This window comes from Bradyrhizobium sp. CAR08, from assembly GCF_052871955.1.
This window is the reverse complement of sequence record NZ_JBIXJX010000006.1, coordinates 354103-367351: the sequence shown is the minus strand read 5'-3', so window position 1 is coordinate 367351 and position 13249 is coordinate 354103. Positions and strand designations below refer to the sequence as shown.

6 protein-coding genes are annotated in these 13249 nt (G+C 56.8%); all 6 read right to left on the bottom strand.

Annotation, left to right across the window (positions count from 1 at the left end; translation table 11 throughout):
* Positions 1–166: 166 nt before the first annotated feature.
* From brxL to ACIPUD_RS15835, 6 genes are read right to left on the bottom strand one after another with little or no spacing between them, the layout of a single operon-like run.
* Positions 167–2188 (bottom strand): protease Lon-related BREX system protein BrxL, encoded by a 2022-nt coding sequence (gene brxL / locus ACIPUD_RS15860; RefSeq protein ID WP_446481103.1) that lies wholly within the window; start codon positions 2186–2188, stop codon positions 167–169.
* 14 nt (positions 2189–2202) lie between these two features.
* Positions 2203–4806, bottom strand: coding sequence for a BREX-1 system phosphatase PglZ type A (pglZ, locus tag ACIPUD_RS15855; RefSeq protein ID WP_446481102.1), 2604 nt, complete (start codon positions 4804–4806; stop codon positions 2203–2205).
* On the bottom strand, positions 4793–8365 hold the full coding sequence (gene pglX / locus ACIPUD_RS15850) for a BREX-1 system adenine-specific DNA-methyltransferase PglX (RefSeq protein WP_446481101.1): 3573 nt from the start codon (positions 8363–8365) through the stop codon (positions 4793–4795). Before pglX ends, pglZ begins: the two co-directional genes overlap by 14 nt.
* 21 nt (positions 8366–8386) lie before the next feature.
* Positions 8387–11977 carry a BREX system P-loop protein BrxC gene (gene brxC, locus ACIPUD_RS15845; RefSeq protein ID WP_446481100.1) on the bottom strand — a complete coding sequence of 1197 codons (3591 nt, stop codon included), beginning with the start codon at positions 11975–11977 and terminating at the stop codon, positions 8387–8389.
* On the bottom strand, positions 11974–12561 hold the full coding sequence (locus ACIPUD_RS15840) for a DUF1788 domain-containing protein (RefSeq protein ID WP_446481099.1): 588 nt from the start codon (positions 12559–12561) through the stop codon (positions 11974–11976). The genes brxC and ACIPUD_RS15840 overlap by 4 nt, the downstream gene beginning before the upstream one ends.
* The gene (locus ACIPUD_RS15835; RefSeq protein WP_446481098.1) at positions 12558–13193 is read right to left on the bottom strand and encodes a DUF1819 family protein; all 636 of its coding nucleotides are present in this window, start codon (positions 13191–13193) and stop codon (positions 12558–12560) included. The genes ACIPUD_RS15840 and ACIPUD_RS15835 overlap by 4 nt, the downstream gene beginning before the upstream one ends.
* Between the last annotated feature and the right edge of the window lie 56 nt (positions 13194–13249).

Here is a 13249-nt window from a genome sequence, read left to right as displayed (position 1 = left end):
GCGCGCTTCAATGTCGCCGAGGCGTCCCAAGCGCCTTCGTTTAGAATCGCGCGGGCCGCCGTTCCGCTGGTCCCGTGTTAAAAGGATAAGTCTTCGGTTCTCACAGCAGTCTCCCTGATTGCGAGACCACTCGGCCGATTTGCTCGCCATTACTCAACAACAAATACTAAACACCAATTGCCTTGAAAACAGCGTCTACGGGGTCAGCATAGAACGAAGTCTGAAACTTCGTGAAAAGTTCGGCCGGCACCGTCGCTATATCAGTGGCGCTGGCCATCGGAATCAAGATGCGCTTAGCGCCGGCGTCGAAGGCGACCTGAAGACACTCAGCGAGGTTGTCGACCCGTCTAACACTACCGCCCAAGCTCATGTCACCCAACACGACCATCTGGTCCTGGAGCGACTTCTGGATCGCGCCAGAGGCGAGCGCAATGAAGCTCGCCAGCGTCATGGCCGTTGCAGCGCCCGTATTATGCATCTCCACCAAGTGGAGATGAAAATCTCTGTCACTGGCCTTAACGCCGCTGCTGATCCTGGCGATGTTCGCCCTGAAGAAGTCGAAAGCCACTTTGGTCGCCTCGCGCGCTGCAGCGTTTGAGGTGAGCCCTGAGGTCGAGATCTTGCCTCCCCCGGCGGTCACCTGGGTCTCGATGCGATAGAGGCCAAGATGCCCGTTCGCACCGGTCGAAACTGTGTAGAGAAATCCCGGATTCAGCGGTCCTTCCGGAATGAGCTTGCCACCACCCTGCTCCGGAATACTGACGAACCTCTCCTCGTTCGTCTCGGTGTCGATATAGGAGAAGTGAACGTCCCAGAACTCCATCCCACCAATCTTCTTCAACTGCTCCTTGATCCGACGGCGCCCCTCCAGCGCGTATTCGAGGCAGCGCCGGACGGCATCCTTGTCGTAGTCGCCGCGTGGGTAAAGCAGCTTCAAGAGGCCGGAAACCGTTCGGCGAACGGCGATCGTATCGCGCTGGTTGAGGTTGTTGCCAAGCTTGAAGAAGCGTTCGATCGCGTCCCCGAAGGTGTGCTTGCGCATCTCACGCATGAACTCGGCCAGATAGTCGACGATCAGCCCGTATTGGTTCGTGAAGAACTCCGGTCGCATCTTCGGAATTTCCCAGCCTGGGATGTAGGCATGGAATCGATCTAGAAACGCCGTGTCGATCATGGCTTCCGGAAATGGCGCCAGCAAATGACTTGTCTTCACCAAAGCTTCGATGTTGCTGATGTTGCCGACGAATACCATCGACGCATAGGCAGAGATGGAATCCTTGCCCCGGGCAAACGAACCCGACGCCATGTAGTCCTTCATGATCTGGATGCCGTCATTCTCCTTGAAGGTGATGCCGGCAACTTCGTCGAACGCAACGACATCCCAGTAACCAACCAGACCGACGGTTCGGCGCCCCATGTTATAGAACAGGTTGGCGACCGTCGTCTGACCTCCGGATATCAAGATGGTATTCGGACTGATCTCCTTGTAGATGTGTGACTTGCCCGTTCCCTTCGGTCCCAATTCGCAGCAATTGTAGTTGTTCTCTACGAGTGGAATCATGCGGGCAAGCATGTGCCACTTGGCGCGCTGGTCCAGGGTCGTCGGCTCCATGCCGGTCGACCGCATCAAGACGTCGATCCACTGTGCCTCGGTGAACGCGGAACGGCCCACGAAGAGCTCTTCCATGTCCATGTTCGGCATCTGAATGGGCTTTAGCTCGCGAATGATGAACGGCGAGGTCTTTTGGCCTTCTTCGTGGAAGTATTCGATGGTGACGATGCACCAGATCCCGCCGACGAGTAGTTTTTCAAACTGACGGACGAACTGGTCGGAAATCTCGACGTCCTTCGCGCCCAGGTTAGCAAGGAAGGCTTCATAGGAGTTGCGGCGCTCGTTCAGCTTCACCGTGATCTTGTCGATGATCTTGTAGCTGCCGCGCTCGCGTATCTTGGACTTCACCTTTTCGGCTTCGTCCGGACAGACATAGTTCTCGGCCAGGATCTTCTTGACAGACTCCAGGCCGTCCCTGATCGTCACATCGTCGTCGGACGCACAGTACATGCCGAGGAGATACTCGAGGACATAGACTGGAACATTAGCGCCTTCCTTGACGAGCTTGGTCAGATCCTTCCGGACGACCTTTCCCGCGAAGTTCGCGTTTAACAGCGTGTCGATGTCGTCGGCCATACCCAACTCCGAACTCAGAACTCATCCATGAAGGCAATATTGATCGACACTTCCACGCGGCCTTCCTCTGCCTCCGTAGCCGCGTTGCGCAGCACCAGGTAGTAAGGCTTTTTCTTGTCGTAGGTGCGCTGTTCGAGCGACAAGACGACCCGCCGCTTCCGTTCCTCGAAGACGTCCGACGCGCTGTCGAACGTCATGCGCTCGATGTTGGTGATGGGCGTCGGTCCATCGTAGACGCCGATATCCAAGGTAACCGCCTTCCGCCGGTCCGTTACCTTCTCGGTCTGAAGGAGTTCCACCGCCCAACGGTTAGTCGTGATCTTGTGCGTTTGGCCCAGGACGGTCACCGGCACCTGGGTCGTCCGGGTCCGCTCGCGGGACGAACCCTCCTTTTCCCTGACGGTAACGACCGGCACGACGATTTCCTGCAGCATGGCGCCGCCGTGGACGAACCGGGATCCCCCCACGAAGTGGAAGCGGTTGTTGCCCTTCGGGATCCAGAACTGCATGCCGCCATCCGCCCCCGCGGTCACCGAGGTCTCCCCACGGTATGCCACCTCTGATTTCGGAAGATCCCTCCCGAGCAGATATCGCTTCTTGGCAATCAGCGTCCCCGCCGGCCGGTCCTTCAGTGCATTCTTGTCGGTCAGGTCGAGCCGCCTGTCCTGATACAGAAAGCCATGATCGGCAGTCACGAACACGACCGCACCATTAAGCTTGTCGATGATCGTCTTCTTGACCAGGTCGGCGATCTCACGGACAGCCTGTTTGACCACCTCGAAGGTCTCTCCCTCGGTGGACGCGCTGTCGCCGCGGGCGTCGATAACGTTGTGATAGATGTAGACGACCTCATACGGACGGACCAATTCGCGACCGTCCTCTTTTTTCATCTCACGAATCTCATCCGCCTTTACGGCAATCCCCTTCCGCTTTCCGAGAATGGTCGTACGATTGGCGGCCGCGGAAGATACCCCGTCGACCAATACCGGCTCTCCCGCAACGGGGTAAGTTAGCTTGGCGTGCGGCAAGAGGGCAGCCATCCCGAGGGCCGTATAGGACGGTAGGACCCCCAGCATCGGCTCGATCGAAGCGTTCACGCGAAAACGGCCGTTCAGGTCGTCGATGAGTTCCTTCGCTGCCTCATACCGGAAGGCGTCGCTGACGATGACGAAAACCCGCTTTACGCTGTCTTCGAGGGCCGCTGCGACCTTGGCGTCGAAGAACCTCTGCTGGTTGCGGATTCCGTCCAGCTTCCAGTCCTCGAGCAGTCCGGCATCCAGGAACGCCCCCCATTTCTGGCTTACCTTCTGCAAGAACCAGTTGACGTAGCACTCCTCGACGGGCGTCTTCAGCCCCTTCAAGACGTCCCAGCCTTCGGCCTCGGCTCGGTCGGCGGCCAACATGAAGTCCCGGTACAGACGGTCGAAGCGCCATAGCTCGGAGGCGTAAGCGTCGAACATGTCCTTGGCACTCGGATAAACGAAGCCGTCGCCGAACTTGTTGCGCAGATCGAAAAGGTCGGCGGCGGCCACCAGCGCCTCATAAACGGCGTGAAGGGCCTTCCGGTGGCTAACGTCGCCGCCCCGCTCCGGATCAGCCCAGTAGCCATCCTGGCGTCTCAAGGCGATGGCCTTAACCTCCGCAGGCTTGATTGCGGATTTGGTTTCGACAATCCGGTCCCTCAATTGGGCAGCAACGTATTTTTCGACGACTTCGAAGGTCTTCACTTCGAGCAAGGCCTCCATCCGCATCGACGGCAGCCACTTTTCTATGCCCACCGAGCCCGCCACCAAGTCCGAGAGGCGGTCAAAGGCTTCCGAGCGGGTATGGCTGTCACGCCACTGAGCGAGACAGACGCCGGCATTTGGCCACCTGTTCCGGGGAAGGCAGAGGTGCCCGAGCGCCGTAGGAATCTCGGATCCAGCAAAATGGGCGAAGTCGGTGACAAATAGCCTGGTCAATAGGCTGCGTAAGGAAGGCGCCGGGTCGTCATATCCGAACTCAATCTTTGCGAACGACCAGAACGGCTCAGCCAACGCGAACTTTTCTACCTCGTTCCACAATTCCGACTCGGACTGCAATCCATCGACGAAGGAGGCGCTCATCAGCGCCGTCACGATATTCTGAACGTCGGGCTGCTCGACCCGAGCGATGACAGCCAGCATCTTGCGGTCGATGTCTGAAGCGCGGTCCGTCTCATGGAGCAGCTTTTGCAACCGCGCGACCCGATCCTTGTTTGCGAGAAACTTCGATCGCAACTTGAGGTGATCGCGCAGCGTTTGATCAAGCAGCCCCAGTTCTCCATGCAGGATCGAAGCGCGATCCGCCCTAAACGTCCTGCCGTAGAGCCTGACGTCCAGCAGCCAGTCTTCGGCCGGAGCCGGTACCTCAGCGGCCGAATACAAAACGAATTGCTGCTTGGGCTCCTGACGCTCGATCCGGATCTTGGTCTCGAGTTGTGGCAAGCCGTCGATCTTTACCAGCTTGGCCGCACCCAGGTTCAGCGCTTCGATTCCGTCCTCGAACTCTCGATCGGGGTCGTTCCAGAAGACGATCCTGTGCCCCTCCTGAAAGAGGCGAGCAAGGGCGGTAGAGACCTGGTCCTCATTCATCGTCATCACCTGACACCTTCTTCACCTCGGCCAGGAGATTTCCGAATTTCGCGTAATTGACCCTCACCCCATCATCAAGATCGAGATTGATCCTCAAATCCGCAAAATGCCGGAGTTCTTCATCAAATTTGACAAGCTCAGCCTGTCTTTTTGTCAGCTTCTCCAATTCTTTGCGCATTTTTGTCTGACCGCTCGCGCTCGCCGAGGATTCGACGGCCGCTTTAATTTGCTCAGCCTTTGCCCGCATTCGACCCTGGAGCGGAATCACGTACTCCATTCTCATCCGCGACAGCGTACCGGGAGCGTACCTGTGAACGTAGACAAGGCACTCAAACGCCTTCTCTTTACCCGACGAGAACAACCAGTAAATCGGCCGGTTTCTGTAACTCTGCAAGTGATCTTTATAAAACTCGCGGCTCAAGTATCGCCGGATTGTATCAACTGGCGTCTCCTTGGGCTTAACGCCCAAGGAATCTGCGATAAACTTAAGATTGTTCTCGACAGTATTTTGGTCCCACGCCGCCCGCACAAATTGACGAAACTGGTTTGCCGCATCTTCTTCGAACCAGTCTTCATCTGTCACGGGGATGATCCCATCGGTATCGCTTGCGAACTCGGACTTCGAAGAATTGGGTTCACGCAGCGCGAGTCCAGGTCGATCAAGACTATAGCGCGACAAGAGGCACCCGACGGCGTATGAAATCAGGCTCTTAGCGTCCGCCGACCTGTCCGCGCGCAGAAGAGTGACCTCCTCTACCGGGACTTCATCATCAAGTTCGTCCTGAAGATTGTAGGCTTCGATAAATAGTCGATTGTTTTGTTCTTCGAGGCTCTTGGTATCGGAAATCTGCAATTGGCAATGAAAATCCCATGCCGCAAACGTTCTCTCGATAGTCGGCTGCTTAATCTCAGGATCCAAAAACGGATGGCGCTGGAAATCCCAAGACGTTTCATTGCGATCCCAATCGCTCCGCGCAATATCAACCAGCCTCGTCACAGCACGATCGACTTCAGTCCGCCGATCAATAGGCGAATACGGCAGCAGCGCAAAATACCCGACGTCGAAATGAAGGCTTGGACTCAAGGCCGAAATATAATGGTACACCAACTTTGTATTCAAAAATCCGAGGATATTGAACCTGTCACCGTTTTCCGTTGGAAAACACGAATGAGCCGAATTTGCGAAGATATAGCCTTGCGGTTGATAACGGAATGCCGACTTTGCCGATGTCACATCCGACCAAGTCGCGCTTGGCCGGAAATAAAGTTGAGGGCTTCTTACAACCGACTTTGGCCGGAGACCCTTTATCTCCGCACCGCCATTCTCCCAGAGAACGACGAATTCGTTGTTGCCATACCACTTTCGAAATAGGCCGCCCTTATTGTACGGCGCCCACTTTGCTCCACATTCTTTGAACGCGGCTTCGCTATCGTGACCGAAGCCTATCTTGTCGTACGGAACTTCGTGCCAGAGTCGGACGAAACGCTTGTTATCAGAAGTGGACAATCCTTGTTTTGCCTCCGCGAACGCAGAGATCGCGCTTCCCTGAAACATCTCCCGCAATCGATCACTAATCCAATACGAGATCGGACTGCCCGGTACCGCTTGAAACTCACCGCTTGTTGCCGTGAAATTGCGGCTTTCGAAGAAACGATTGCGGAGCTCCGCGTTGCCAGAGACACTTCCCTGTTTGTCGAAGAGGCGCTTGTACGCTCCCCGGTAGTTTACAAGTTTGACCTTTTGGATCACGAATGAAACGGAGCCGTGGTCCGAACCAAACACACCTCTGCCGTTATGAACGAGTGACGTTATCGTATTCTCGATGGACGCAAATCTGCGAATTTCACTGTAGGTGGATAGGAACATCCAACTGGGAATGCTGATCATCCCGAGTTGACCGCCTTCCTCGAGCAGGGCCAGCGTCCGCTCCAGAAAGTAAGCGTAGAGATCCGAACTAGCGAACTGGAATGCTCCTTCGACAAACTCTTTGAGCTTTCTATTGAAAAACTTCGATCCCATGTACGGTGGGTTAGCCACCGCAACCGAATATTTTCTGGCTAGGATTTCTGCCTGCTTTACGATGGGCCTTAGATTTCCGAGCGCTTCAGCGCGGGCGGCTCGATCTACCAGGTCGCCCGGAGCGGTTCTGTCGAGAAGCGCCGCTATTTGAGGCAGCGTTTCAACGAGGGTATCCGGAACAACAATGAGTGAGCCAGCCGTTTTCGCATCTACGAATAGTCCGACCAACTCTCTCAAAGCTGCTGGCGACCAAGTGGGTCGCTCCGTTATCGTCAGGATTGGCTGATGAAGCGAGTCCGGCATCAAATCATCCGCCGGAATAAGTTCCCGACGAACGTCGGGGACAATAGATTTGATGAGATGTTCTAGGTCGACGGAATTGGTTTCTTGGAGCGCCATTACATTGATTTGCGGTGGCTCCTTTTCTGCGAACAACCGCCTATCATCAGCGCGAGCTTTCATCACCAGGGCAAAACCTGCCAACTGAGCCGCGCGATCGTCAATATCCAAGCCGAAGATGTTTTTTTGGAGTATGAGCCGTGGTATTTGTCGCAGGGTATACCCCTGCTCCAGGTAGATTTCTTTTAAGAGATCATACCCTTCGACAAGAATGTGCCCTGACCCGCAGGCCGGGTCGATCATCGTGAGCTTCTCGGGGTCCAACTCTGGCGGTGCAAACGCCGCAAGCATGCGTTGGACATCATCGGACTGCAAAGGCGGCTCGATATAGAACGCCATTTTTTCTTTGAGCGGCGATTCCGGATGGCCGGCCAGCCATTGTGCTCCCAGCGAATTTTGCACCATGTACTTCACCACCCAATTCGGTGTGAAGAGTTGCGTAGCCGCTGGAATGTCTTCCGACTTTACGACCTTCCCAATTACTTCTTCGTGGCGCTGGGCGACATAGTATTGATACAGCCAGCCGATGATTTCGATTTCTTTCCAATCGTCTTCTTCGATATCTGAGACCATCTGCCGAATAAGTGAATCTGTATGAAGCAGATTGTCTGGAAGAAGAAGTTCCGTCTCGTCGTCGATGCGCTCGAAAAGAAATGGCATAGCCGTGTTAAGCGCATTGCATTGCGCGATCAGAATCAATCTATACAGTTCTTCGTCTTTTTGACCGTCGAGCCGCAACTCGATGATCCTTTTCCGCCCAAGACCGGGTAATTCAACCTGATCTGCATGCTGGAGGATCTCCGGCGTTGGATCGCCTGCGGGGTGACTCAAGACCCTGTAGCCATGATCCAGATAGCCGTGGATCTCCATAAACCTGATCGCTGCAAACCGGTTGAACCAAGTATAAGCCGCAGCATCCACGACTTGGTCAAAACCTTTAGTTTGTATGCGCTGATCCAACAGGTTTCGCTGAAATGCGACCTTTGCGGGAAATGCCGTCCCGCCAATTATGGCGTAATCACCTTCACGCCGAATAGACGCTGCTCCATCTGCCGTCACACCGATCTTCGCGGCACGAGCGGTCACCGCCGCAATAAATTCGCGACGGGCCTTCGGAGCGTAAGTTTCGAGGGCGTTTCTATTCATTTACCCTGTACTCTCACACGCTCAACGCAGATCGATCGGTTCATTGGCCGCCAACGCATCATCGCAGACCGCCTTTAGGTCAGCGAGGAAGCGGTCGACATCTTCGCGTGAATCCAGAAAGCCAGGCATCTTCTTCAAGTCGATTATCCTGACTACGCGCGGCTTCCGGAATACCGGCGTTGGGGCCGGACCATTTGGCACAGCCGGCTGTTTGGCTCTGGCAAACTTCTCGATCGCTTCCAGGGCGTCATCCTTCAGGTCCTCGGCAATCCTCGCGGCTTGGAGAATGCTTGGGATGCTGAGGTCCGTTTCGACGGAACTGCGCAAGCTTTGCAGCGGCGCCAGAGAGGCGTGCCTCAGTTCCGAGGTGGCCTCCACCTGGCCGAGCGCGGTGGTCACCTCGGAGGTAAAAGTGTCGACCCGGCCGAGCACTTGCGCGCGACGGGTTCCGAGGGCCGCGTCGTTCACGGCCTGAACCGCTGAGATCAGACCCGCGACTTCCTTGATCAGCGGGTATGGCTCTGGATGGGCCAGAATCATCTGCATCCTGCTCAAGGCGGCCTTGGCCGGCTCGCTTTTGTCGATTTCGTGCTGGTTGATCTGGAATTCGGTAGTTTTCTGCCGCAGTCGATCCCAGACCGGCCGCTGGTTCTTGTAGAAATTGTCGATATCCGCCGACCGGTCAGCAAAGCCGCGTGCCTCGTCCTTTCCGGACACGAAGAACTGGATCAAGGCGTAGCTGTCCGTGTTGGCCACAAGCCGACGCAGAAACGAGATACACTCGTTGATGGCAGTGGCGCCGGGGAAATTTCCGGTCTCGGCCAGCGCCTTGTATCCGGTCAGCTTGATGGTCCACTGTTGACCTTGAGCCCGCACGAAGGCGTCGAGGGCGTCTTCCCCGTCCGGACCCATCTGCCCGAAGACATCCTTGGCCAGGCTCCTGGCCTGCTGCAGCATCACGGCGTCCACGGTCTGCCGCTTCACGACAATGATGTTCCGCCACTGCTGGACGCTCTGGAGGGTTTCAGCGGCCGCTTCGCGGGACACCGCGACCGCATTCTGGATCAGCGACACCTCGCCGGCGACGACCAGGCGCGCCACGAGCAGGATTGTTTGCCATTCGGGCCATCCGTACGGCCGCTTCGAAAATTTGTCCTGGGCAAGGTCATTGAGAATGACGCGCCGGTTTGCATCACCCATGAGCCGCACGAAGTCTGCGACCTCCTTGAGTGCAGTGGCATTGGCTTGCGCTCCACCCAGGCCCAGGGACGGTTCCTGGGTATCCGGCGCAAGCAGTACGGCGCGGACCTCCTTCTGCGGTTCGGCTGCAAGATGCTGCAGATAGCCCAGCTTGGGGAAGGTGTTTTTCACCAGGTAGGTGAGCGAATTTTCCAGGCGAACCGAAGGCTTTTCGCCCTTGGAATTGACGGCCTTGCCGGCGGCAAAGAACTCGGCATCCGAGAACATCGAGCCCAGGAGCGTCACAAGCCTAGCCTTGCGCATCCGGTTTTCGTCGGCGCGGTCCTTGAGGATTGCTTTGGTCCTTGGGGCCAGACCGTCGTCATTCTTGCGGGTGATGAACTTTTCGGTCTGGAGGTATTCGCGGAGCTCACGCGCCAGCAGCGTGTCTTCCCTGAGCTTGACGATGACCTGGCCATCGGTTTCGCCGGACTTCAGGATGCACCTGGCCTCGTTCCAGTCCCCGTAGTCGTCCGCGATCGGCGTGACCACCAGCACGACCAGGTCGCCGTCGACCCTGGTGCCGTAGGGGTGCAAGTCGCATAAACGGGTGTACTGGAAGTCCTTCTTGCTCTCGGCGTATCGAAAATTTCGATTGTCAGCCAGGACCTCCCCGTAGATCAGTCCGGCGATCGCCTTGGCATCGTCGGCCGCGAGCAGGTCTACGTTCTTGATGTCGCGCGCGATCTCGCGCTCCTCGTCGGTCAGGAAGAAGAATTCCTCGCCGTTCCGACGCAGCAAGGTCTGACTTTCCAGGCGCTGCAGGCTTTCTTCGATCCGGGCGCGCAGCGCGAGCCGGTCCATGTCGATCTGGTCGACGAACAGGGTCACCACGTTGTCCAGGGTGCCCCGCATCTCCTCGACGTAGCGGATAAGGAACATCGTCTTGAGGACGCTGCCGTCCAGCGGCTTGAGCGACGGGTTGTCGTCAGCCCCGACGATGGTCGCCTTGACGGCGGTATCCAGAAAGCTCTCGATGGCTGGATAGAAGTCGTGCAGCGGCACCAAGGCGCCGACGTCCTTCTTTCCTGCAGCCACCGCCGCCACCTGGAACGCGTCCAACATGGACCGCTCGCCGCGCGCCAGATGCATGCCGGTGGCGCCGTACTTGCGGATGGCCTCGAAGATCTTCTGAAGCAGCGGAAACTGATAGGGAGCGAATGGATAGATGGCCGCGAAGTAATCCGAGTCGGCATAGCTCTTGAACGTCGTGCCGATGTTGGTGAAGGCAAGCTGGTTCTTCAGTATGTCGGCATTCTTCTCGTAAATCGGCTTCAGCAGCTTTGCAGCGTCGGGCGTTTTGGACAGGAGCCGCGACTGGATGACTTCGTCGACGTTTGCGCTCGACAGCGACAACCGGGTCTTAAACCGGCCTTGAATCTTGGAAAAATCATTCTCGCGGCTAGTGGTCATCTGTCCGAGGACGGCGTCGATGTCCTCCTGGGAGGTGACAACGACCCACGCGCGGCCTTTGCAGACCGTGCCAAGGTTCTCGACGATCGTTTGCAGCCGGACCATCATCTGGCCGTCCTGACCGATGAACTGGCCGATCTCGTCGACGAGGAAGATGATGCGGTGTTTCGGCCCACGCTGGTCGAGATAGGATTTCACCCGCTCCGCGAATGTTTCCGGTGAAAGGTTGAACACCCTGTCCGGGTCGTCGATCCAAGCGTCGTATGACTGCTCCGACTGCCCGAGCGTCTTTGCCAGTGCGGCCTTAATGCTGTCAGCATTGAGAAAGAACGCGTCCCGCTGTTCGACCCACTCGTCTCCGGTCAGTTCTCGGTAGGTGTCGTTGAAGGCCTCGTATTTGCCCTTCAGGTCGAGTTGGCGCTCGAGGTCCGCGATCTCGGGCTGGTTGGGGCTGTATCCTAGGCGCTCGTTGAGAACGTTCATGAAGGCGCGGAGGATGGGATCCTTCTTGGAAGTGTCGGATTTGCTGTCGATGTTGAAGAGGATGACATCAGTATCGACGGCCACGACCCTCTGGAGATCCGCAAAAAACATCGGGTCGTGGAGCTTGGGATGCTCCACGCTCGGGTCGAAGAAGTCGATCGCCTTGCGGTGGACACCTGCCTTTTCGGCGACCTGGTTGGACAGAAGGTAAGCCAGGATCTTGATGAAATGCGACTTACCGGAGCCGAAAAAGCCAGAAACCCAGACCCCGATGCGGCCCCATATCTCCGGGTTGCCCGGATTGCCGGAGGCGTTCAAAAACGCACTCACGAACGCTCGGAAATGCTTGTCCAATTCCCGCGTTACGACATATTCGTCGAGCTCCTGCCAGACGGATTCGGCGTCCTGCTGGTCGGCCTTGATCACTCCGTTGATCGGGCGATCGATCGGCCTTGCGAATGTCTTGGCGATTTTCATTGACGGTCCCGGTCTGGCAAAAGCTTGAACGCGCGGTAGTAGTGGTCGTCTTTCAGCTTGCCGAAGAGTTTCAAGCTGAGGCCGTCGTACGTCCCGGGAAAGAACAGAACGAGTGGCTTGTCCTGTATGACGGGATGCAGAGCGGTAAGGAGGCTATGGGTCCGCAGCACGGGGAAGACCGAGCCGGCGCCCGATAGTAGAAATAGGTCGTAGTCATCGGGCGGACACTTCCGCTCGAAGACGCGCGCGATCTTTTGAGGATCCAGCGGGTTGGCAAGCGCCTTCAAGAGGAACTCGTCACCCTTCTTTCTAGCCTGCTCAATCGCCTTTTGGAGAAGCTTTCGCTCCTCAAGATGCTCAATGATCAGGTCGAACAGGTTGACGTGCGCGACGCGTAGCCCCGGGCGGCGGCGCGGCAAGTGCTGCACCAGGAACGGGATCGCCTCGCGGATCTTAAGCTCGTCCTCCGGCAGATAGTCGAAGATGTAGAACCCGATTTCGTTGCCGCGTCCCTTACCCTCCAACATCTCGTTGGATGCCAGGCGATCAAGGATGTCATTGAACTTATACGCGGCCACATTCATTCGAGAGCCTCAAGACAGCGAAGCACGTACCGCTCGTCATGGGCCTGCAAATTTTCTTTGATCTCCCGGTGCACCGTCAGGCGACGCAATCCGTATGATTTCGTGTCGGGCATCACGCCGACCTCGGAAAGAATTCGGTAGACGTGCTCTCCCAGCTTTTTTGCGGTGGAGTCCTTCCAAACCGGCATCTCCGGTGCGCGGCTACGGCAGAGATCGAGATACTCCGCCCACAGGCTTTTCGGCAAGGTGTCGTGAAACCCACGAAAGCGTTCCCTGACCACAAGGTCAATGAAATCACCTAACAGCGGCGAGTGCTTGATTGATGCGGCGAACATCGCCTGCATTGCCGTATCTCGCTCGCCATCGCGCACCAGCAACCAAAGGTCGGAGGTCATCGTTTCGAGGCGGGCACGGATTAGCGATGCAATTCGTTTGGCGCCAGCGGGGCTCGTTTTCTGAAGTACGTTCTCGACCTCAATCGCTTTCTGCCATGTTCCCTCCGGCAAGCCGCCAAGAAGCAGTGAAGCGACCTTTCGGCTCTCCGGAAGCTTCAGCGTCCCACCCCCGATATCGGCACGATATCGACAAGCCCCAGCGTGTGCCGCCCGCGGGCGATCAATTTTGGCGGTCATAAGCACTCTGAATGTCTTTGCATTTTTTGGCTAGTTTCTTCCGCCGCTCAACCACG